General features: G+C 68.2%; 16 protein-coding genes and 3 pseudogenes. 5 read left to right on the top strand and 14 right to left on the bottom strand.

What is annotated here, in order from left to right; all coding sequences use genetic code 11:
* Nucleotides 1-217: 217 nt before the first annotated feature.
* Complete coding sequence (locus ACIBU0_RS35740; protein ID WP_398827034.1) at nt 218-2,146, bottom strand: hypothetical protein; 1,929 nt, start codon at nt 2,144-2,146, stop codon at nt 218-220.
* A gap of 947 nt (nt 2,147-3,093) precedes the next feature.
* Between ACIBU0_RS35740 and ACIBU0_RS35745 the strand changes: the two genes are divergently transcribed.
* Nucleotides 3,094-5,439, top strand: a complete 2,346-nt coding sequence (locus tag ACIBU0_RS35745) for a tetratricopeptide repeat protein (protein ID WP_398827036.1) — start codon at nt 3,094-3,096, stop codon at nt 5,437-5,439.
* 303 nt (nt 5,440-5,742) lie between these two features.
* Here the strand turns inward: ACIBU0_RS35745 and ACIBU0_RS35750 are convergent, their stop codons facing one another.
* The 10 genes and pseudogenes from ACIBU0_RS35750 to ACIBU0_RS35795 form a co-directional block, all read right to left on the bottom strand.
* The gene (locus ACIBU0_RS35750; protein WP_398827038.1) at nt 5,743-6,120 is read right to left on the bottom strand and encodes a GNAT family N-acetyltransferase; all 378 of its coding nucleotides are present in this window, start codon (nt 6,118-6,120) and stop codon (nt 5,743-5,745) included.
* A gap of 141 nt (nt 6,121-6,261) precedes the next feature.
* Nucleotides 6,262-7,050 carry an alpha/beta fold hydrolase gene (locus ACIBU0_RS35755; RefSeq protein WP_398827040.1) on the bottom strand — a complete coding sequence of 263 codons (789 nt, stop codon included), beginning with the start codon at nt 7,048-7,050 and terminating at the stop codon, nt 6,262-6,264.
* A 145-nt stretch (nt 7,051-7,195) separates the two neighbouring features.
* Nucleotides 7,196-7,372, bottom strand: a pseudogene (locus tag ACIBU0_RS35760) (HNH endonuclease); the annotation flags it as partial.
* 449 nt (nt 7,373-7,821) lie between these two features.
* Nucleotides 7,822-8,730 carry a squalene/phytoene synthase family protein gene (locus ACIBU0_RS35765; protein WP_398827041.1) on the bottom strand — a complete coding sequence of 303 codons (909 nt, stop codon included), beginning with the start codon at nt 8,728-8,730 and terminating at the stop codon, nt 7,822-7,824.
* A 76-nt stretch (nt 8,731-8,806) separates the two neighbouring features.
* Nucleotides 8,807-9,247 (bottom strand): hypothetical protein, encoded by a 441-nt coding sequence (locus ACIBU0_RS35770; protein ID WP_398827043.1) that lies wholly within the window; start codon nt 9,245-9,247, stop codon nt 8,807-8,809.
* 182 nt (nt 9,248-9,429) lie between these two features.
* Entirely contained in the window at nt 9,430-10,335 is a 906-nt protein-coding gene (locus ACIBU0_RS35775; protein ID WP_398827122.1) for an endonuclease/exonuclease/phosphatase family protein, read from the bottom strand.
* A 324-nt stretch (nt 10,336-10,659) separates the two neighbouring features.
* Nucleotides 10,660-11,274, bottom strand: coding sequence for a hypothetical protein (locus tag ACIBU0_RS35780; protein WP_398827045.1), 615 nt, complete (start codon nt 11,272-11,274; stop codon nt 10,660-10,662).
* A gap of 285 nt (nt 11,275-11,559) precedes the next feature.
* Nucleotides 11,560-12,099, bottom strand: a complete 540-nt coding sequence (locus ACIBU0_RS35785) for a transposase family protein (RefSeq protein WP_398827047.1) — start codon at nt 12,097-12,099, stop codon at nt 11,560-11,562.
* A 187-nt stretch (nt 12,100-12,286) separates the two neighbouring features.
* A complete protein-coding gene (locus ACIBU0_RS35790; protein ID WP_398827124.1) occupies nt 12,287-12,637 on the bottom strand; it encodes a hypothetical protein in 351 nt (116 codons plus the stop codon).
* A gap of 241 nt (nt 12,638-12,878) precedes the next feature.
* Nucleotides 12,879-13,559 carry a hypothetical protein gene (locus ACIBU0_RS35795; protein WP_398827049.1) on the bottom strand — a complete coding sequence of 227 codons (681 nt, stop codon included), beginning with the start codon at nt 13,557-13,559 and terminating at the stop codon, nt 12,879-12,881.
* Nucleotides 13,560-14,451: 892 nt separating this feature from the next.
* On the opposite strand from ACIBU0_RS35795, the gene ACIBU0_RS35800 reads away from it, so the two are divergent.
* Together ACIBU0_RS35800 and ACIBU0_RS35805 are read left to right on the top strand one after the other, a co-directional pair.
* The gene (locus ACIBU0_RS35800; protein ID WP_398827051.1) at nt 14,452-16,671 is read left to right on the top strand and encodes a PQQ-binding-like beta-propeller repeat protein; all 2,220 of its coding nucleotides are present in this window, start codon (nt 14,452-14,454) and stop codon (nt 16,669-16,671) included.
* Nucleotides 16,672-17,269: 598 nt separating this feature from the next.
* Nucleotides 17,270-17,579 (top strand): annotated as a pseudogene (locus ACIBU0_RS35805) (aminoglycoside phosphotransferase family protein); the annotation flags it as partial.
* 96 nt (nt 17,580-17,675) lie between these two features.
* Here the strand turns inward: ACIBU0_RS35805 and ACIBU0_RS35810 are convergent.
* Nucleotides 17,676-18,281, bottom strand: coding sequence for a dihydrofolate reductase family protein (locus tag ACIBU0_RS35810; RefSeq protein ID WP_398827052.1), 606 nt, complete (start codon nt 18,279-18,281; stop codon nt 17,676-17,678).
* Nucleotides 18,282-18,535: 254 nt separating this feature from the next.
* Here ACIBU0_RS35810 and ACIBU0_RS35815 point away from each other — a divergent pair.
* A pseudogene (locus ACIBU0_RS35815) lies at nt 18,536-19,019 on the top strand (phosphotransferase); the annotation flags it as partial.
* A 706-nt stretch (nt 19,020-19,725) separates the two neighbouring features.
* Nucleotides 19,726-20,973, top strand: a complete 1,248-nt coding sequence (locus ACIBU0_RS35820; protein WP_398827054.1) for an MFS transporter — start codon at nt 19,726-19,728, stop codon at nt 20,971-20,973.
* 480 nt (nt 20,974-21,453) lie between these two features.
* Here ACIBU0_RS35820 and ACIBU0_RS35825 read toward each other — a convergent pair whose 3' ends face one another.
* Nucleotides 21,454-21,777, bottom strand: a complete 324-nt coding sequence (locus ACIBU0_RS35825) for a hypothetical protein (protein WP_398827056.1) — start codon at nt 21,775-21,777, stop codon at nt 21,454-21,456.
* A 381-nt stretch (nt 21,778-22,158) separates the two neighbouring features.
* Nucleotides 22,159-22,491 carry a hypothetical protein gene (locus ACIBU0_RS35830; protein ID WP_398827058.1) on the bottom strand — a complete coding sequence of 111 codons (333 nt, stop codon included), beginning with the start codon at nt 22,489-22,491 and terminating at the stop codon, nt 22,159-22,161.
* Nucleotides 22,492-22,633 lie beyond the last annotated feature (142 nt).

The raw sequence follows: 22,633 nt of genomic DNA on the forward strand, positions 1-22,633 counted from the left end.
AGCTCCAACTCCTCCAGCAGGGACACCGTCACCTTCCGGCGTGGCCCCCTGTGGGAGAAGCACCCCGAGGCTCCCACCGCAGGACCCCAACTGCGGTCAAGGCAAGACGACAGCACGATGCCGGTCGGCAGGTACCTCCCGCGGCCACACACAAACGGCTCGGCCAGAACGCGGCCAGCGGCTGGCTCCTCGGCAAAGACGCTACGCTCGCCCTCAGTCAGGTCGCCTCGCCCTCCGCGCCCTGGCTGCCGTCGCGCTGGCGGGCGCGGCTGCCCCGCCAATGGTTGCAGGGGCCCGCGTTACGGGTGCGTTCCGCCATCTGCCCCCAGAACTGCCGCAGTTCCTTGCAGGTCATGCCCTGCCACGGCGCGCGCTTGCGGGTCACGGCATAGAGGGGGAATCGGCCGCGGCGCCAGCGGAGCAGCGCCTGTTGCTGGAGGCAGAACACCTCGTGCAGCTCGGCCCGGGGCAGGCCACCCTTGGGCGGGTAGGGGCAGAGCTCGAAGGGGCAGTCCCGTAGGCAGGTGTTGCCGGGTTCGGCGATGTGCGCCATACCGACGGTCCGTTTCGGCTGCAGTGGTGACCGGTCCTTGGTGAGGCAGGGCGGTAGCGAGTTGCGGGCGGATCGCTGGAGCCGGCTCTCGATCAGGTCCGGGCCGCCGTTGTCGCGCTCGGTGAGGTTGAGCAATAGCAGGACGTCGGCGAGCAGTTGCTGTGCCCTGGGGTCCAGGCTGGACCAGCCGACCGACGGTGGGATCCAGAGGTTGTGCTTGCGGAAGAAGCGCGGGTCGCCGGTGGTGGAGCCGACTTTCTCCATCACACCCTTCTCGTCGATCCAGATGTATTGCTCGGGTCGGCCGGTCTCCAGGGCCAGGACCGCCAGGTCGGCTGCCCGGGACACGAAGGGGTGCAGCCGCTCGCCACGGCGGGTATGGTCCTCCTCACGCCGGTCGGTGAGTGCGCGCTCGCTGCCGGCCAGCTTGAGCCAGCGCTGTACGGCGTCGTACGGATCGGCGGCCGGACGGTTCTGGCTGCGGCCTGGCTCATCGTCATCCTCATTCGGCTTGGTGGTCGCGGCGCGACCGAGGCGATCGGGCAACTCCCAGAGGCACAGCGCGTGGATGAGGGTGAGCTGGGAGAACCAATACCGCGACCGGGACAGCATGATCTCGGCCTTCTCGATCAGTAGTTCTCGGGTGTCGTCGTTGGTATCGGGGTGGCGCCGGCGGCGGTTGGCGGCGCTCTTGAAGCCCTGGGCGAGAGCGACTTCGAAGGAGAGCGGCAGGTCGGCGCGGCCGCCTTTGCACTCGGTCGGATCAAGGTGCCTGAGCCAGGCGTCCAGCCGCTCCGCCGCATCCTCGCGGCGCTCGATGCCGACCGAGCCGACGACCATGGGGACGGTCGAGGCACGCGTGGCGAACTGGCGCCAGACGTTCCCCTTGCGCTTGCGGATCTTGTCCCTCTCGCGCCGGTACTCCTCCTGCTCCTCCTTGCTGCGTCCTTCGCCGCTCGACTTGGCGTTGAGCTGCCGCAGGTCCTCCTGAGGTTCCTTGAGCTGTTCGGTGTACTGGTCCATCGGGTCGGGGACGGGGACCTTCTGATCCGGATTGAAGAAATCACGCAACGCCTCAAAGGCCGCGTCGCCGCCGGCGCCCACCTCCTGTGTGATCGCCAACCGCAACGCGTAGGACTCCTCCTGGAAGGCCAGTTTCAGGAACTGGTCGTAAGCGGGCCGAGGCGCGCAGGCGTTGGTAGGCCACTTGTCGCGACCCTCCTCAGGGAGATTCCGTCGTCTCGCGATCTCGCGCAGGACTTCGCCGTAGCGGTGGACGAGGCGCTCCTTGGCCTCGTCCCGGCTCTGAGGGTCGCCAGTGCTGATCTCCCACCACCGCTTGCCCAAGCCATCGGCGATGTCCTTATGGATGGAGACCACCTCGCTTGGCGCTGCTGCCTGCGCATGGAGGTCGACTTCCAAGGCTGCCGCGAAGAGGTCGAGGCCTTTGGAGTCCAGACGGCTCTCAGCAGCGTCCTTGAGCAGCTGTGGGATTCCGTCGAGGAAGTCCCGCTCCTCCCGGCACGAGCGGAGGACCAGGCTGATCAGCAGCTCACGGCCGAAATCGAAATCGGTACTGCGAAGCAACTTCACGAGATGAGCCTTGACCTCGGGGAGGAACTCGGAGCCGAGGTAGGCCTGGAGGATGCTGTGCGGGAAGGAGACTCCGTCCCTCCAGCTCTCCACCAACCCGAGCTGTTCTCCGCGGGAGGCCTGGAGGGCGTACTCGCTCGCGCACTTGTGCAGGTTCGCGCCGCCGTCTGGAGCGCACCCCAGTCAGTCTCGTCCAGCAGCACCCGATAGGGCGGCAAGCCAGGCTGGTAGGGATCTCCGGTACTAAATTGACCGTGCGACACGGCCTCAGCGTAGACCGGCCTTCTGACATGGTTCGCTTCCATGCCCCGCTCGCACGGCTGGGCAGTCCTGCTGGGCCGTGCGAGCCGCCAAAGGAAACGAAGCCTTAAGCGCCGCGAGCGCTGTGTACTCGCCGCGGTCTCCCACCGCTGGCTCGATGTTCACCAGTGGAGGCCGCAGTCCGTCCGGGCCTGTGCGCGAATGCAGCAGCCTGCCGTCCGCCGTGGCGGCACACGCATGGAACGAGAAGAGCGTGTCCGAGGAGTTCCCCGTGTAACCTCCCGCAGCGACGGCCGTGAGCGCGCCCGTATCGCCCGGAGCCGCGGCCATCTCCTCGAAGGCCCGCCAGCTTCCGTCTGGCCTGCGCACGGTCAGGTACGCCTTTCCCTGCGCCGTCAGCGCGAGCACGTACACACCGGATTCAGCGGCCACAGCGGCTCCCCCCTCGGCCGTGGATCGAGCTTGACCCCGGCGGTGCTGTGCCGCGCGGCGCCGCCGACCAGCATCCGGGCGATGGGCGCCTGCGACAACACGCCAAAAGACGTATTCGTCCACCTCTCCGGGGTCACCCGCACCGTCAGCAGCTCAGTTCTAGATGAGCGATCTCCAGGGGGCGGGTTGGTGGAGGGGGGGGCGGGATCTATGCCTCTCCCCAGAGGCGTGTCTTGGGCTCTAGGGTCGAGGCCATGGCTCTGCTTGACGTGGTGGGCGCCGTAGTTGGGGTTGCAGCACTCGGCTTGGGCGGGTGGCAGCTGCGTGTCGCGATCCTGGACCGACGCGATGCCCGCAATGGCCGGGCTGCTGTTGATGACGGGACGGCGACGGGGGGAAGCGGGGCGCTTCCGGTCTCGGTGCCGTTCGGCCGTCTCCCTGTGGATGTCTTGGGCCGGGATGCCCTGCTGGCCGAACTGAATGCCTCATTGGGCAGCACCTGGGGGAGGAGGCGTCCGGGAGTTTGGGTGCTGGCTGGGTTGGGAGGTATTGGCAAGTCGACGGTCGCGCTGCGGCTGGCTGCCGAGGCTCGTGGCCGGGGCTGGCCGGTGTGGTGGGTGAATGCGGCGGATCCGCTGTCCCTGCGTGGTGGAGCTTTGGAGATCCTGCGGCTGGTGGGTGCGCCCGATCCCGTTGTCCGGGCGGTGCGGGAGGGCACGCCGACCGCGGCCGAGCAGTTCTGGGCGTTCCTCGATGGCGCGGTCAAGCGGGGCGTGCTGATTTTCGACAATGCCGACGAGCCGGCTCTCCTGGCAGCTGACGGCGTTTCGCTGCCGGGTGACGGCACTGGGTGGATTCGGCCCAGCAAGGGCGTACACATCGTGGTTACCACGCGCACCAGTGATCCCGGCACATGGGGCTCGTGGGCCCGTTTGCGGGTGCTGACGGCTCTCGACGATGTCTCCGCGGCGGATGTTCTGCGCCGTCTGGCGCCCCAGGTGGATGATCCCACCGGCAGGGAGGCCATGGCTCTGGCCAGGCGGCTTGGGGCGCTTCCGCTCGCGTTGCACTTGGCCGGGACCTATCTGGCGTCTCCCTTCGCACGATGGCGGAGCTTCGGTGACTATCAACAGGCACTGGACAGCACCGTGGCATCGGAGGTGATCGCTGACCTGGACACCGTCCGTGCGAATTCGCGGGCAGCCGTGTCCCAGACGTGGGAGCTCTCGCTAGACGCCCTCGCGGCTCAGGGGGTCGCACGGGCACGGCGTCTGTTGTACCTGCTGTCCTGTCTTGCTCCCGCCACACCGATTCCGGGGAGCCTCCTGCAGCCGGAAGCCGGCTCCCATGCGCGCGAGTTCACCTCAGCTCTTCGTGGCCTGGCCGCGGTTGGACTGATCGATGTCGCGGACACCCCGGCGGTGAGACCTGGGGATGTCGTCGTCCACCCCGTCGTGGCCGACATCTGTCGGGCCCGAATGCTCACCGGCCAGACGGCGGGTGGAGGCACGGTCATGGCGGACGCCGTCCGGCTTCTTGCAGCAGCTGGCGGGGAACTCGACAGCGAGCACCCCGGCGACTGGGCCGCCTGGGAGCGGCTGCTCCCGCACGTGTCCGTCGGCGTTTCATGGATGGCCCCGCACCTGGATGACGAGAGCCTGATCAGGCTGCTGACGGCCAGCCGAGCGGGATTCAACGCTCTGTGGGGCATCGGAAGACAAGGCTCCCGCGACGGCGAGGTCCTGGCCCGAGTCAACCTGGCCGCGGCCGAGCGGCTCGGCGACGAACACCCCGACAGTCTTGCGGCCCGCAACGACCTGGGGATCTACCTCTGTGCCACAGGCGCACCTCGCGAAGCAGAGGAGATGCTCCGAGCCGTTCTGGCCGGTCGGCGCAGGGTACTGGGTGAGGACCACCTCGATACCCTGCGCACGCGAGACGCGCTGATCGGCTCAATCATGGAGCAGGGCCGCTTCGATGAGGCCGAACAGATGTATCGCGAGCTGATCGCCGACATGACCCGTGTGCTGGGCGCCGACCACCGGGAAACCCTTACGACCAGCGTGGATCTCGCGTGGTCCATCGGCATGCAGGGACGACCGGCGGAGGCGGCGGAGATCTGTCGACGGACCCTCGACCTCGACCGCCGCATTCTGGGTGACGAGAATCCAAGGACCCTGGACGCCTGGGATGACTTGAGCCGATGGACCAATGAACGGGGTGATCACGCCACCGCCGAGCAGATGTCCCGCGAACTCCTGGGCATCGAGCTACGGGTGATGGGATCCGAGCACCAGCTGACGCTGACCACTCGGGCGAACCTGGCCAGGGCCATCGCCAACCAGGGGCGACTCGACGAAGCCGAACACCTGCTGCGCGAAGGGCTGGCAGACATGGAACGCGCGCTCGGCGAAGAGCACTATCGATCGATCACGGCTCGTCGCTATCTCGCCGATACTGTGGCCGCCCAGGGGCATGTAGCGGAGGCCACGCAGCTCTATGTGCAGGTGCTCCAGCTCCAACAGCGTCGGCTGGGACATGAGCATCCGGAGACGCTCGCCACTCGCCAACTCGTGGCAGAGACTACGAGCACATGGTGATGTGTGACGTGGAGTCGCTGCGCGCGGTCGGCTGAAGTACGAGGGTCACGCGGCCTGGACTGCTGCGGTCGGCCGTGGCGCTGCGGCGCTGGGATGGACCCCCGGGCGGGCGAGCCTGCGGGTCACGAGCCTGATCGAGGCGAGGGTGAGCATCGATTCGGAGTGCTCGGGCCGTGTTTCGTAGCCGCCCCTCGACCAGCGGCGTCCACATGGCCCGCAGTGGCATGATGACCGGTCCATCGGGTTGCTCTACCTGCACCTCGTCATGCAGGGCCTGCCATCGGAATCGTTCGTACAGCGGAATCAGCCCCGGCCAGCAGAACAGCAGCCCGAGTTCGATGCCGAGACCGCGGGCGTGCTCCATGGCCGCCTCCAACGCCAGACGTGCCAGCCCCTGCCCCTCATGTCAGGCGCGACGACGACGCCGCCGAGACCGGCTGCCGGCAACCGGACAGCATCCACAGAGAGCGGCACCTGCACCCATCCGGCATGCGCCACGAGACGGCCCTGATGCCTGACGCCAAAGTGCACTTCTTTGTCGAGCCACGTCAGGCCGGTCACCGCCACCCCTGAGGGGTCGACAGCCCCGCCCGTGATCTCGTCACGTTCCGTCGTGGTGTACCGCGCGAGCCGCATAGCCGAAGGCAACATGGAGATCATCGTCGCAGCACGTCTCCGCATCCTTCAGCCATCACCGTGGCTCGTTATTTGGGGGTGTGTCCTGGCTCTCGACGCGATCACTCCGTCCGTCAGGCGGTCTCGGATGGCGTTCCACAGCGACCTGTGCCACCGTCCGCCACGCGGTGAGGGCACGGCGCCGGCTCAGGAGTGGGCGTGGCAGAAGCCGCGCACGGCTCGGTTGAACTTCTCGGGCCGTTCCAGGTGGCTGACGTGCCCCGCGCCCGGGATCACGACCAACTCGGCATCCGGGATCGCTTCCTGGAACTGTCGCGCGACGCCCAGTGGCGAGCGCACGTCCTGCTCTCCCCAGAGCAGCAGGGTGGGTACCGCGACGGTGGGCAGGAGATCCCGCTGGTCCGTCTCGGCCATGAGGGACAGCTGCGTCCGCATGGTTTCGGGGCGTACGACGGCCGCGATCGCGTCCAACAGCGGTACGTACGCGGCGGGCGGTTCGCCGGCGAACAGTCCGGGCAGGGTCGGATCGAACTCACCGCGCGGCGCGGCCAGCATCCGGCGCGCGCCCTCGACCCGGGCCCGCACCTCCTCCGCCGGCAGGGAGCCCTTCCAGCCCGCGTAGGTGTCGGCGAGGATCAGCGTGCTCACGAGGTCCGCGTGATGGCGGTAGAACTCCAGGGCGAGAGTGCCGCCCCAGGAGATACCGGCGATGTGCGCCGGACCGAGCCGCAGCGCCTCTACGACCGCGGCCAGACAGTGGGCATAGTCCGCGAGGCCGAAGGACTCGGGTACGTCGGAAGAGCGGCCCGCTCCGGGCTCGTCCCAGGCCACGACCGTGAATGCATCTGCGAGTGCGTCGAGTTGCGGCCGCCAGACGCGGGCGTCCTCTGCCGCGCCGTGCAGGAACACCACGGGCGGGCCCTCGCCCACGCGGTCGTAAGCGACCTCCAGCCCGCTGACCTGCACCGTCGCCATGACTTCATGGTAGGCGCGCCCCCCAACGTTGTCGCGGCGGTGGACGCCGCAGACGGTCACGGCCTCAGGCGTGTGAACCCGGCCCTCACACTCCACGAGCGCGCGGCCCCGGCCGACGAGCACGCCGCGCTCGTTGAAACGCCCCGTTCCAGTGGCGGAACTTGTCGCGGCCGTAGCCGTCGCGGGACTCGGTGGCCACGGGCAGGCTGGCGACGGCCTCGGTCAGGGGCAGAGTCTCCGCGGCTTGAGCGGGGGTCGAGACGGTGGTGGGCAGGACGGCGAGGGCTGCGGCAGCGAGGCCGCGCAGGACAGCTGTGACCATGTGCCGTTGATAGCGGCGCCGCAGGTGGTCACATCAGCGGTTTCGCCGGGCGCCGCCTGTGCGAATGGAAAGGTCGTACCCGAGAAACGAAACGCCCAGTCACCGAAGGCGTGAGCTGCGTTATGCGCGGGCGGTAGGTCAGCAAGCCGACTTGACCAGCGCGACCTCACGATCCGCGGCCGCTTGTTGCAGTCGCCGTCTCATGGCGCCACTGGTTCGCAGCAGGGAGGTGAGGTGGCGCAGTTGTTCGACGAGGGGTGGCTGGGGGAGGGGAACGATGCCGTGTTCAGGGTGGTGGGGCCGGGTGATGCGGGGGTGGACGTCGCCGATGAGTCCGGGGATGAGCAGGGGTGGGGTGACTCGCCCGATCGTCGTACGCGGGTGCCGGTCGGCCCCTGGGCACCCGGCTGCCTGCCCTCTCGCGCCCGTTCCCTACACGACAGGAGGGTTCAGCGCTGCCTGCGAGCCCTTCGACGAGCGCCCAGCATCACGCGCAGCGAGCCCACCACCGGCGGTGATACGGGCCCGCGTAGCAACCGGGCGCTGTGCGCGAGCGCCGCATCTGCAGTCAACAGCTCGATCTCGACGACCGCCTCCAACAGCACTCCGTTGGGGTTCGCGGTCAGAGCGGGCAACTCCCTGGCCGCCAGCAACGAAGCGCGGGCCGCCTCTATCTGGCTCTCCACCAACTCCCGTACGCCCGGTGATTCGCGCCCCTCCGCGAGGTCTTTCTCCGTCACCGAAAAGCGTTCCAGCGTCTCGGCCGGGATACCCAGGCGTCCTTCCGCGAGGTCCTCGGCGAGGTCGTTGACGAAGTCCAGCCGCTGGCTGCCGTCGAGGAGCATCCGGCACGCCGACCGGAACTCCCCGTCGTCGTGCTGCGGGCCCAGCAGGGACGCGACCAGCATGAAGGCGGGCAGTGAGTAGGCGTCGACATATGCCTGGTAGTCGGCCTCGGTGGCGAAGCCGGTGAAGTCCAACTCGGCGGTGGCGGTGGACAAGTACTCCTCCACCACCTCCCGGAGCCGGGGGTACGCCGTCGTGGTGTGCAGCAGCGTACGGATCATCGCATCGTCACTCACACCGCTGTCCAGCGCCTTACGGATCTCCTGCTCCCACGCTGCCCACGCGGCGACACGCCGCGGCTTCGCGCCGGTGTCCAGCAGGTTGTCCCCGTGGTGCATCACCGCTGTCGCCGCCACCACATGGGGCAGCACCGCCTTGGGCAACAGCAGGCGGGCCGCGAGGTAGTAGGTACGTCTAAAACGCGCGACGTACTCCCGCTGCGTGCCGTAGTCCCGCCGGAGGCCCGGCTCCCGTATCCCCGCAGCATCCAAGCTCTGATTCCACGCGCTCATGTGCCGATCGTAGGTGGGACGAGCCGGACGCGGGTGCCCTGCCACGGGCTTGCCGGACCAGCCCGTCCAGCCGATGTCAGGGACCTCGATCGCGGCCGGCGTGCGGCATGTAGTGCATCCAGCAGTGGCGTCCGAACGCCTCCCGGATCTCCTCGACCCAGTTCCGTGCCGCGCACGTCGGGCCAGGCCCAGGAGCCCATCCGCGCGACCTCCACGCCCGGTCCAGCCGTACGCGCCGCAGGGTCACCGGAGTGGTCCCGAGGTCGATCCGGAAGCGGTCTTGGAGGGTACGGGGGCCGACCACGGCCGCCGCGGCCATGGCCGCAACCAACACCGGCTCACCCGCGTGTTCCTCGCAGTACGCCGTGGCCCCGCGCACGGCACGCGGCAGCGCCGGATGGGCATACGCGGGCAGGGCGGCGGAGTGGTCGTACGGCTTGAGGTCCACAGGGCCGTGCACGAGGGCCTGTTCGAACTGCGCGAAGGCCCGCGTGGTCCCCAGCCACGCGGCCACCACCGGGTCGCCGTCCCTGAGGGCGGGGCGAAACGCAAGGCGGCGGTGTGCGGTTCGCCGGTCTGCGCGGTGACAGCGTTGTCCACTGCTGCCTCGGCGAAGGCGCCCTTGCGAACGGAAGTTCTTGAGCCGAGGCAGGACAGGTGTCACATAGGCAGGGGCTTGTTGTAGGTGAGACAACTCCTTCATTGCAGTGTGACCTGGGCGGCGACCGGCAGATGGTCGCTGCCGGTGGCGGGCAGGGGGCGGATGTGGGCGACGGTTGCTGAGCGGGCCATGACCTGGTCGATTCTGGCCAGCGGGAAGGCGGCGGGGAAGCTGAAGGCGAAACCCCGCTGCGCCACGTTCATCTGTGAGGTCAGCGGGGCCAGCCCGCGGTCGTCGACCGTCCCGTTGAGGTCGCCCAGCAAGATCACCCTCTTCAACTGCTCGGCAGCGAGAGCCTTGCCCAACAGACTGGCACTTTCGTCGCGCCAGGAGGATGCGAGTCCGCTGGTCCGGATGCGGACCGAGGGCAGGTGTGCGACGTACGTCGCGATCTCGCCATGCGGCGTGTGAACCACGGTCCGCAGCGCGCGACTCCAGGGCCCCGCGATTCCCCGCGGTTTGATGTCCAGCGGCCGGGTATCAGTGAGCGGGTGCTTCGACCACAGGCCGACGGTGCCTCGGACCGCGTGGTACGGGTAGTCCGGGGCGAGGCTCTTCTCGTAGACCGGCAGTGCCGGGGCCACCAGCTCCTGCAGCGCGATGAGGTCGGGCCCGGCGTCGGCCAGGGCGTGGGCCGTGCCCGCTGGGTCGGTGTTGTCGTCGCTGACGTTGTGCTGCACCACGACCAGGTCGTGTGGGCCGGACGTCGTCGCGGGCAGGAGCAGCCCGCCGAAGAGGTACGTCCACGCCGCTACCGGCAGGAGCAGGGCCACCAGGGCGGTGGCTGAACGGCGCAGCAGGGTCAGACCGAGCAGTACCGGGACCACCAGGCCGAGCCAGGGCAGGAACGCTTCCAGCAAGCTGCCCAGGCGGCCCACGGAGTTGGGCACCGCCCGGTGGAACACCAGCAGCGCCGCAGTCGGCACAGCGAACGCGGCGGGCACCCGCCCCCGCGTCCAGAACCCCCCGAGCCTTGCATCCCCCTTTCCGCCCGCGCCCGGAACCCACTGCCCGGCCCAGCGCCGCGCCCACCAGGGCACTGCTGCCTTTTCCGCCGACGTCACACCGCCCTTTGCCCGCTCCACCTTGCTTCCCATCCGCTCGGCTCGTTACCCAAGACGAATCGCCAGGTGAATCAGTTTCCGTTGCCCCGTCAGCGCGTGCCGCACCCTCCTCCCACGCGAAGAGGACGCGCTAGCCTCTCCTACCACCGGCTGAGGCAGGAGGAGGCGCACGTCGGTGTAGGAGCGCGGTGGCTGTCCCACGCCTCAGCTGTCACCACCTTCGGGCTGTGCCTCGGCTTGGGGCGCAGCGGCGGGCTTGGGCGCGTCCGGGGCCGTGTAGAAGACGGATTTGCCCTGCTTGGCGCGCTGGGCATGGCTCTTGGCCACGAGCCCTTCGAGTGTGACGCGCACGACCTTCGGCTTGATGTCGCGTTCGGGGTGGGCCTGGCCGAGCGCTGTGGCGATTTCTGCGGCGGAGCGCGGCTCGCTCTGCTCACCGAGGTGATGGCGGATGAGTTCCACCAAGGTGGGCTGCGCGGTCTTCGCGGCGCCTGCGGTCTTTGCTGCAGGCTTCCTGACGGTATTTTTCCTCGCCGTCCGCTTCCCGGAGGGCTTGGTCTCGGCTTTCTGTCGAGGAGAGGGCACTGCGGCGCTCTCGGGCGTGACCGCGGGCTCAGCCGATGCCGACGTGATGCCGAGCGCTTGCTGCATGTTCACGAGCACCGTGTGGTCATGCTGCAGGGCGGTCAACTGCTCCTGCAGAGAGGCGATTTCCGCGCTGATGCGTTCCTGCTCCTTGACGTTGCGGTCAAGGTCCCCGGTCACCTGGGCGATGTAATGCGATGCCAGCTCAGTAGTGGGCGTCGTGCTTTCGGGCATGATGCTGAACCTTTCCTCGGTTTGCGGTCGCAGTGCAGGCCTCCGGAGCGCCTCCGGGCTACCCGGGTGCTGCCCGCGCGGGCCTGGTGGTGATGGGCGTAACAGGACATCCAGCGACCGCAAATGAACCTTGGTGTAGAGATAGTACGGACAGGCGGAGCCTGTTGTTCCCCTCGAGTAGCCGCCTGTGCCGGCTGCCGGATTCAGGGCTGCTGTGTCTGGGACCGCCGGGGCCGTGCCGCGGGGCGGGTTGGTTCCTGCGGCAGGGGTAATTGACAGAACACCTCACGGGCCGCCCCGGCGGCCCGGTTTCTGCTCGCCGAGCGGCGCGTCTCCCTTCGGCGTCTTCGGCGGGGCACTGACCTGGTCGGGAAACTCGTCGGCCAGACCCCGGTAGTCCTCGTCGACGTCGGCTCTCACATCCGGATGGAGGCGGAACTGCTCGGCGATCCCCTCTGTGCGGACGACCGTCCGGTCGTGCATTCTTCCGGGCCGGTCGGCGCCGGACCACAAGGTGGGGCCCTGGCCGTCGCTGATCGTGGTGGTCTTGCACGTGTTCTGCTTCTTCTTGCCGGACACGAACGCACAGCGACCGGGCCGGTGGGCCCTGGGGCGTCTGACCTGAGTCTCGGTACCGTCAATCCGCAACTTCACGCCCTCTGCCTCCGCATAGGCGAACACATCGGCCAGGGTCCGCAGTCGTACACCGGGCCGGTCGGGGACGGCGAAGCCACGGTCGGCCAGCAGCGGGCGGATCTCCCCGATCGCCCGGGTGATGGTGGACCGCTCCAGTCCGTAGGGCCCCGCGAGAGCGGCGTGCGGCAACTAGTGGCGAAGACGGACCAGAGTGACCAGTCCCCGGTCACTGAAGACCAACTCGTGCTTCGGTCCGGCGCCCAACCGCTGCTTGCGCTTGCTGCCCCGCCGTTCGTGCAGCGCGGACTCACGGCGAGCGGTCCACGGGGTGGCCAACTCTTCGATCAAACTGCCAAGACAGCCCAAGGGTTGGGTTTCACAGCCACCGCTTGGCGGCCTCGACGCTGTCGCCGACGCTGGTGTTGAACGCGATCGCGGCACCTGGTGCATGCTCCCGGACCAGGTTCACGACCTGCTCGAAGAACGTCAGAGCAGGCTCCGGTTTGCGTATCCCGCCCCCGATGACGATGACGTCCCAGTCTCGTTCGGACAGTTTTGTGACGACCGTGGACTCGGCTGATTCGTCCGGCGTGATCAGCCCCATGGAAGCGTCGATGGCACGTTCGCCAAAACGGGCCAGTTCCTTGTCCAGGACCGCGCGCATGGCGTCACCGTCCATACCAGGCACTGTATGAGGGTCGAAACCAAGAATGAGAACGGACGGCATGCCCTGTATGACGATCAACCACCCCTGTCCGTTCCGGCTGCACGAAGGTGCCGTTTGGGTGGCAACATCGCCAGAGACGCCAGGCCCGGACCAATCGATGGCGACGGCATGCTTGAGCGGACGGCTTCGCCCACAACCTCGTTAGCGTGCGCGTGCTCACCAGCCGATCCAGGAGGTCCTCGGTCTGCTGCGGTGAGTGCCCGCACAGCCGGGCTAGTACTGCGGTTTCGGCAAGTAGCCTTCAGCCACGGTTACGCCGACGGTAATGACAGGCACGGGCAAACGGCCCTGGTGACGTCTGCGCCAATGGCACCAGCTCAGTGCACCGGCGCGACGGTGCGCGGGCCAGGGCAGACAGCTTCCAGCAGGCGCCGATCTCCGCCACGGTGAGCGGGGCCAGGCCGGCTGTGTCGTTTCTGCCGCCCCCCTTTCGACCGCCGTCCGCGGTCATGGCGGCGAGGAAGGCGTGCGCGAGCATGACCGAAGTGATATGCGGATACCAGCCCGGATTCCGGCGGACCTCGTAATGGTCCATGCCGCACCCGCCCTTGGCGGCCGGGAAGCACGCCTCGATGGCCCAGCGCGTGCCGGCGATCCGCACCAGCTGCTCGATCGTGGTCCCCTCGGGCGAATAGGCCAGGCAGTGGGCGAGTTCGTCGGGACGGGCCAGACTGCGGCGGGCCATCACCCACCCGACGGTGCGTGGGTGATCCGGATCGAAGACGATGTTCACGGGCAGACGTGCGACGGCCCAGTCATAGGTGCGCGGACTCTTGGCGCCGTCGCCGCAGGACAGGACCTGCCAGGCATCATCCGGAGCATCCGCGACCAGCTCGTCGATCCGCCAGATCCCCGCCGGCGACCTGATCTGCTGGGATTCTTCGGCACCGCCAGGACACAGCCGACACCAGCTTCCTCTCACCGTGGGAGTCGACGCCGGTGCGGCATCGGATCGCCCGCCGGCTGTGTGAGGCGATCCTCGCCAACTCAAGGCTCTCGGACACTACGTCACCCTCGTCCCCGCAACCTGGCTTCCCGTCACATGCTCAAACCAACGAACGCTTCAGCACGCCCTCCTGCCGCCCTGGTGACCGAACTCGCTGACGTGCCCGCCAGCTGGCCGGGCGGCCGTCAGCCCGTCGATGAGGGCCTGGCTCTCCCCTGGGGACCGCTCCCGGACAGCCGCTCAGCACCGCCGGCTACAGCCTGCTGATGCGACGCCACGGCTTCCACCCTCCTGGCTGAGCGTGCTGCTCCACAGTCCTCCGAGGCAGGGAGTTCGTAGCGTGATCACCTTCGGATGGTGTGCTCCGAGGTTGACAGATCCGGTGACGAAACAGCACTGCTCAATGCCTGAATCCCCGTGGGTCGGTTGCGAAGGCGGGTAATCGAAGAGGGCGCGTGGGAATGGGGAGTGGGACAGCTGCAGCCCTCTGTTTCTTACGGCGCCGGGGCGTACGGGAGTTCGCCTCACTCGAACAACACCCGGAGAACGAGGGGTCGGAACACTTGACGAGCATCACGGATACGGGCTCCGGTTTTCCGCTGGCCCCCGATGGTCGGCCCGCGCATCGAGCCAGCTGGATCGCTCGCAACAAACCGGCTCTTCGAACCAAGATCCTACGATTGAAGGTATTGAGGGCGGCCGGGCTGTTTGCGTGCTAAGGAATCACCTCGCCAGGCGGCCCTCAGTCCCGCTCCCGCCACGTAATTCCCCTGGCTGTGTATCCCCGTTGGTGGGGAGTCGGGCACTATATGGGTTCTCTCCACTAGGGCCGGAGCGATTGCCCGGCAGGGCAAGGGGGTTGTGGGGGATGGGGTCGTTCGAGGCTCTGGAGGCGGGGGACCCGCGTCAGGCGGGACGGTATCGGATCGTTGCCCGGCTGGGCGCGGGCGGGATGGGGCGGGTGTATCTGGGCCGCTCGCCCGGCGGGCGAGCGGTGGCCGTGAAGATGGTGCGACCGGAGCTGGCGGAGGACGAAGAGTTCCGGCGCCGGTTCGCCCGGGAGGTGGCCGCGGCCCGGCGGGTGAATGGCGCCTTCACCGCAGGGGTGGTGGACGCCGACCCAGAGGGATCGCCGCCGTGGCTGGCCACGGTGTACGTGCCGGGGCTGTCCCTGGCTGAGGCGGTGGCCGCACACGGGCCTTGGCCACAAGAGCCGGTGCTTGCGTTGGGGGCGGGGCTGGCCGAAGGACTGGAGGTCATCCACGCTGCCGGTGTGGTCCACCGGGATCTCAAGCCCTCAAATGTGCTTCTTGCCGCGGACGGGCCCCGGGTGATCGACTTCGGAATCTCGTTGGCCAGCGAGGCGAGCGTGCTGACCCAGCCCGGCATGACGGCCGGCACACCGGGCTTCATGTCCCCTGAACAACTGACCGCTCGGGCACTCGGACCGGCCTGCGACGTGTTTGCCCTGGGCGCGGTGCTGACGTTCACCGCCACCGGCGTCGGGCCGTTTGGCACCGGCTCGGCGCACGCCCTGCACTTCCGCACCGTCTATGAAGAACCCGACCTGGGCGCACTGTCGCCAGTCCTGCGCAGAGTGGTGACGCGGTGTCTGGCCAAGGAACCCGACCAGCGGCCCAGCCCGGCCGTGCTGTTGGACCAGCTGGCCGAGGCCGCCGGAGGCAAGCGAGCCACCCCCCAGGTGCTCACCGAAGCGGACTGGATGCCCAGGACCGTCGCCCGGACCGTACAGTTGCGCACCACCGCCCCCGCACCAGCGCTCAGGCCCGAGCCCGCGTCAAGTCCCGCACCGGCGCCGACCCCCGCGCCGCAACCGCAGACTCCGCCCCCCACCGGCGACCTGGCGCCGACCCGGCACACCATTCCCGAGCAGGACCTCACGAATCTCCGGCCCAGTAGCATTCTTCACACGAGCGCCCCAGTCGGTGGCGCCACCGAGCCACGTCCCCACCTGGTCGTACACCCTCCCGGCCAGGCACCGTCTCCCTCTGCGCGTCCAGTTGCAGGCCCTGCCGGGCTGTCCCGCCGACGGGTTCTGCTCGGCCTCGCGGGCACTGCCACCGCCACCGGGCTCGGCGTCGCCGGCTGGTACCTGGCGAACAGCGACGACTCCGGGAGCCCGAAGTGGACGTTCGCCAACGGCGGCTCCAACTACTCGTCGCCGCTCGTGTCGCGCGGGGTGGTGTACGTGGGCGGCCGCGAAGCATCCCTGTACGCGGTGGACTCCGCCACCGGCAAGCAAAAGTGGAAGTTCTCCACCGGCCAGGACGCCGAGGCGCCCTCGTCGATGGCGCTGGCCGACGGGCTCGTGTACGCATGCGGCGGCAAGCACCTGTATGCCGTGGACACCGCCACCGGCAAGCAACGGTGGAAGTTCCCCACCGGCGGAAACGCGTACTCGCCGACGGCGGGTGACGCGCTCGTGTACGTCGGCAGCGACGAGTACCTGTACGCGGTGGACCCCGCCACCGGTAAGCAACGGTGGAAGTTCCGCACAGGCAAGGGTGGTGTGTTCCGGGCATCGCCGGCGGTGGCCGGCAGGGTGCTGTACGTCGGCGACACCAACAACGGTCTGCTGTATGCGCTGGATGCCATCACCGGTGAGCAGTGGTGGGAATCCGACATCGCCACCGTGTCCGGGGAGCCACCGGTCGTCTATGGCGGCATGGTCTACTTCACCTCCTTCGGCGGGCAGTTGTACGCAGTGGACACCATCAAGGCCACGACACGGTGGGTGTTCACCAACGGCGGCGGTCGCTCGCCGGCGGTGGCGAACGGGGTGGTGTACGTCGGCAGCAACGGGTCCCTGTACGCGGTGGATGCCGCCACCGGCAAACAACGGTGGACGTTCCCAACCGGCAGCCGCGCGTTCTCATCGCCAGTGGTGTCCGATGGGGTGGTGTACGTCGCCACCTCCAGCGACGACAAATACCTGTACGCGGTGGATGCCGCCACCGGCAAGCAAAAGTGGAAGTTCCCCACCCACGAAGCCGCGTCAAGGCCGGCGGTGTCCGGCGGGCTGGTGTACGTCAGCACCTGGGATCAACTCTATGCAGTACCGGTGTAGAGAGCACCGCTCGCTCTCAGGACACCGTCTGCCGGAAGCCTCAGCGGATGCTCCTCATCCTCCGAATAGCGCACCCCCCGGAATACGATCTCTCCACCAGCTGCCGACCGTCTCACGGAATCCGTCCGTCAGCCCCTCACCCAGAACGACATCGCCTTGACCGCCTGACTCGTCAAAGCCCCTTTCCGCGTGCCAGGGATGACCCGGGACCGGCCGGATGCAGCTGCCGCGATCACCCTCAAGCGACCTGCGGCGTCGTACCGGCCCAGCAGCAGCGTGGACGCAGACGCCAACGCTCCGGCGACCCCGCCGATCAGCCCCTCGGCTGTGGCACGCGAGCACTGATGGAATGTCAGTATTCGGAAGTTGCATTATTCGTCTGCAGAGGCTGGCGACAGGAGACGGGACTCGCCTGCCACAGGGGCGCCCTCGCGCCGCAGAGCGGCCCGTGTCTGGATGCGATCTCGTCTGACCGGTCGCAGTCGCACGGTCATCGCTTCTCGTAAGGGGTTCGTGCGGGTCGCCAGCCGGATGATGAGGTGGCACGGTGACCAACCACGATGAGGCAGCGACTGTCCGACCGTTGAACCTGGCTTGAGTGAGCCGGCACCTGGAAGCCGGTGCACGAATCAGCAGAACCAAGGCGCTGCACGGTGGCCTTTCTGCCGAGCTGCGGAAGCTGACCATCGGCACTCGAAGCGGTCGCGGTTGATCCGACTGCCGCGGGCCGCGAGTATCCGTCACTCCTCATGACGTATATAGCGGGCCGGGCGGTCCTCGACGACGAGTGCTTGGACAGGCGTCTCCCCTTGCTGGCCCGCCAGCTCGTAGCGGTTCATGCCTTACAGCCCGCCAAGCGGCCGCGGGAGTATGTGACGTTGACGACCGCCGGCACTGTCGCTGGACCGGGCGTCCTGATGTCGGCCGTTCGCCCTCTATGAGGTCTTGCTGCGCGCCCGCCGGCGCCGGCCTGGCGGCTGTCCAGACCGGCGGACGGGGCGACGTCACGCAGGGACGCCGAGCGGCGGGTGCTGGAGCACGCGGGGCTTGTACTCGACCAGCTGGATGCGGCCGTCGAAGGTACGGTGCCCGATCATCTCCAGGGCAACGTCCGGATAGCCGTCGTAGATGCGTTCTGCGCCCGTGGCCCCGGTGATCACCGGGAACATCACGACCCGGAAGCGGTCGACGAGTCCAGCTCGTAGCAGGGACCGGCACAGGCTGAGGCTGCCGATCGTGCTCAGGAGCCCCGAGCCACTCGACTTCATGGCAAGGACCGCCTCCACGGCGTCGTCACGGACGAGCGTGGAGTTGGCCCACGTCAGTGGCTCCTCGAGTGAGGAGGAGAACACCACCTTGGACGCTTGCGTCAGCTCGTCGACGGACGCCTCTTCTTCGGGCCTGAACTCGTCCTGGCCCTTCGGGACCTCGCCTGCGGCGAAGCCTGACATCAGGCGGTAGGTGTTCGCTCCCATCAGGTACGTGGCCTTGGGCTGCTCGCCCAGCCATGTGAGGTACTCCGGGCCCTCCAGGCCCCAGAACCCGGGCCATCCCTCTCCCGACGCGTAACCGTCGAGGGAGGTGATGAAGTCGACGAGAAGCTCCGACATGGCGGTGTCCTTTCCTAGGTGTCACGAGCTTGGACCGGCCCGGAGCCACAAACTCATCGCCGCGCTGTGGAGTAACGAGAAAACCCATGACGCTGCAGCCGATCAGGTCGGCGGAGCGGCACTGCTTCGGAGGGTCCGGAGGCCTACATGATTGCCCTATGCATGCAGCCGGGTAATGATCTCAACGCGATGGAGAACGGCGGTTTGAGTTCTGTCAAAGCCCCAGCTCACCCCCCCGGGCGCGCGAATGGCCCATCGTGGTTCCGAATGGCGCCGACGCGTCGGCTTCGGCGGCCGCTGTCGACGTTATCCGCAAGCCCCCGCCGCCCCGTGAAAGCCGGTTTCTGCACCGGGGCTTCCAGTCGGGCAAACGTGCTGTCCGACATGTCGCCTTCAAAGTCAGCAGACATCCGGACCACGGGGGTCGTCGACTGGGCAGCGACCTCTTTGGGTTCGGCAGATCTTGATGTGGCGCACTGCCCCGTCAATCTTGCGCTGCTGCACGACCCGGCGTGGGGTCTTCGGTTTCCCGAGGTGTAGGAGGAGGCCGGTGGGGTGCTGGCCATGGAAGCGAGTGCGCGACTGTACTGGCTCGTCCGGGACGGGCCGGCATCCTCGGAAGAGGTGCAGGTGGTGGCCAAGACATGGCGAGGGGGAGGGAGGGCAGAGCTGACGGCGCGAGCTGTGGAGAAGCGGCCGGATGCCTACGGCACCGCACTGATGGACGCGCTGGCCTGAGCCAAGGAGGGCAGGAACGCGAGGCGTCAGGGGCCTCTACTCATATTGGCGTAGGCAAAGCAATTCGACGAGCAAGTTCCTAGCCCTGCGGAGCAGCCCGTGGCGCCGCCATGTATTCGGACCAGCCTGCCGGGCGGTGTTCCGTGCCGCGCGGACGGGCAGACGTAGTGTCTGAGGGCGTCGGCGAGACCGAGGGTATCGCGCGGACGCCCAGGGCTGTGACCGGGCAAGAGGTATCTGCACCGGGCCGTGCTGCTGCGCTGGGGGGACCGTGCTGCAGCTGATCGTCGATGAGGCGGGCGAGCTTTGGCGATAGCACAAAGGGTGGCGGTCGGCCGTCAGGTAGGTATGCCCCTGGTCGTGGGACCTGGCGGCGCTCCGCGTACGGACGTGGCCGAAGGCCAGGCAAGCCCGCCGCAGGATGGGCCAGGATGTCGAACGCCGAAGCGCGCGGGTTCGCGGATTCCTGGACGGGAGCGTGAGGAAACCTGTGCGCCGGATGGCCATTGAGGACTTTCGGCGAGTGGGTTCGGTATGTCGGCGGGGATGGTCCGCGATGGCGACTTCTGGCCGGAGGCGGTCTGAGAGCTGGAGGGTGTGGAGAGCGAGGCCATCAGCGGTTGCGCGGCATGCCGCACCGCCTGGGCCCGGTGCCAGTCCCATAATCCGTTGACGAGCGCGCCACCCAGTCCCGACGATCAGGCGCATGTCTGCCGCCCTGGCGCCTCTGCGCCACCGCCCGTTCCGTCACCTTTTCATCGGTACGACGGCCAACCTGCTCGGCAACGGGGTGGCGCCGATCGCCCTGGCCTTCGCCGTGCTCGATGCCACCGGCTCGGTCGGCTCGCTCGGTTTGGTGTTCGGCGCCCACTCCCTCACCAGCATCCTCTTCCTGCTGTACGGCGGGGTGTTGGCGGACCGGTTACCGCGCGGCCCGCTGCTGGTCGGCAGCAGCGTGGTCTGCGCCGTGAGCCAGGCGGTGATCGCCGCCCTGGTCCTCACCCACAACGCCGCCATCCCCCTGCTCATGGTGCTCGCCGCGGTCAACGGGGCGTCAGGTTCCTGCTACCAGCCCGCCGCCCAGGCCTTGCTGCCCCAGACCGTGCCGGCCGAGTCCCGCCGCGCCGCCCTCGCACTCTCCCGCATCGCGGGCAGCAGCGCGGTGGTCGCGGGTGCGTCGCTGGGCGGCATGCTGGTCGCCGCGATCGGCCCGGGCTGGGGCCTGGCCATCGACGCGCTCAGCTTCGCGCTCGCCGCCACGTCCTTCGCCCTGGTCCGCGTCCAGGCCGCGCCGCCCGAGCCCAGCCCCGGTGTGGTTCATGAACTGCGCGTCGGCTGGCGGGAGTTCACCTCCCGCAGCTGGGTGTGGGTGATCGTGGTGGCCTTCTGCTTCCTCAACGCCGGCCTCACCGCCTCGTTCACCGTCCTCGGCCCGGCCGTCGCCGACAGCACCGAAATCGGCCGCAGCGGCTGGGGCCTGGCCCTTGCCGCGGGCTCGCTCGGCGCGGTCGCCGGCGGCGTACTGTCGCTGAGATGGCGGCCCCGGCGCGCGATTCTGGTCGGCTGCGCGCTGATGGGCCTGACGGCGACGATCCCGCTGCTGCTCGCGCTCGCCCCCTACACATGGCTGCTGGTCGTGGCCAACTTCGTGGCAGGCGTGGGCGGTGAACAGGCCGGCGTCGCCTGGTACTCGACCCTCAACGAGCAGATCCCAGAAGACCGCCTTGCCCGCGTCTACGCCTACGACGACCTCGGCTCCTACCTTGCGCTCCCGCTCGCCCAGTTCGCCGCCGGACCCGCCGTACTCCTCCTCGGCCTCCATGCCACCCTCTACGCGGCCGCCGCGCTCATCCTCCTCGCCACGCTCGCCATGGTCGCCACCCCCTCCATCCGCGCGCTGGTCCCGAAGACCGCAGAACCGCAGCCCGCCTCCGAAGATCCGGTGCCTCGCTGAGCTCGACGCTTACGCGTGAATAACCACAGGTGGGTGGTGTTTCGGGCACGATGGTGCGCCCAGCGGGTCCGTGCCCGCCGGGTTTCGTTCCGGTGGGTTCTCCGGTGCCCTCCACGGGGTCGAGGTGAGCCCGGTAGGCGATTGAAGCTTCGCCGGGACCTTGAGCACCGGGGGACTGGGGCCCTGCCACCACGTAACCCGCCGTAAGCGCCCCGACAACTACCGCCAAGACGTTCCCTCATCGCCTGCTCCAGCATCCACTGCTGCACGCTGGTGAGTTCGTGCCTGTCGTCGCCCAATCGTGCTGCGTGGCTGCTGTGGCTATGAGCTGGGGTTTCTCACCTTTGTGGCTGAGCGTGGCAGTAGCTGTCTGACCTGCGCTTATGTGCTGTGTGTAGGTCGATCGAGCGTAGTGCAGTTTTCCTGGGTCACTACTTGCGATGCCATGTGGGTGGCGCCCGGTGCCCTGCGGTGTGGTGGCTAGAACCCGGGCCCTGGGTCGCCGCCGGCCCGCTGGCATTCCGTTGCAGCGTCGAGCCAATCGCCTGCTGGTTCGATGGCCTGCTCGCGTTCAATGCCGGAGTCCACTTTTCCGTCAGCGGGGCGGGCTTCGTCGGCGATGTCGCGTGCCCGCTGGCACGGATCTGATGAGGGTTCGGACAACTCGGCGAGACCGCCGATGACGCTGAACGAGAGGGCGATGAGCGCCGCCCCGGCCATCATCAGGCCCGCGCTCCGGTCCTGTACGAGGCGCGGCAAGTGGCGCTGCCAGCGGAAGTACGGGATGCGGTCCCGATTGTTCACAATGCTCCCTATCGAGCGGCAGGCGACTTGAGGTATGGATCCTGTCGAATGTACCTGCTGAATCGGACGTCAGGCGGTGTCCGGGTTGGTGAGGTCGTCGAGGGTGAGGGGGACGCGGGTGGCTTTGCCGGCTTTGCTGGCGGTGGTGGTGGGTGGCAGGACGCGGACGTGGATGAAGTAGACGCGGACGCCGAAGTGGTTCGGTGTATCGGGGCCATGCGTCGGGGGTTCCGTCGGTGGGCAGTTCGAGGAGCTTGTCGGTGATGTTGTAGATGACGAGGTAGGCGATGTGCTGCCGTAGTCGTGGGCGTACAGGCTGAGCGTGGTTGGGCGTGGGTGATGTGGTCGCCTTCGAGGAAGAGGAAGCGCTGCACTCGAGGTCTAGACCTCTTCGCCGTTGGCGCGGTCTGCTTCGAAACCGGTGTACAGCTCTTCGCGGTCGAACCACTCGATGCGGGCCCGGTAGCGCTCGAGTGTGTGCAGGATGCTGCTCTCGGCGCCGACGCGCTTGCTGAGGTAGTCGAAGAAGGGCTGGAGGATGTCCTCGGCGAACTCCCGCCAGCCGTCCTGGATGTTCCTCTTGTTGCTGTAGCCGCTCGTGATGCGCCAGCTGGAAGAGGGGTTTGCTGCCTCGTTGTTGGCGACGTCCTGTATGAGTCGCCAGATGAGGGTGGCGAGTCCCTCTTCGGTCCGGCTGCACCAGATGCCCGGCATGTCGCCGTTCAGGCCGGCGCGGAAGCGGTCGTAGTCGAGGTCTGGTTCCTGCCCGGGCTGCTTCCTCGAGGAAGCCTGTGAGGGTGGGTTGGCTGTTGATCCAGGTGACGACGAGGTGGACTTCGTGGCCGGCGCTGGAGTA

The sequence above is a fragment of the Streptomyces sp. NPDC049627 genome (assembly GCF_044465645.1).
Taxonomy (GTDB): domain Bacteria; phylum Actinomycetota; class Actinomycetes; order Streptomycetales; family Streptomycetaceae; genus Streptomyces.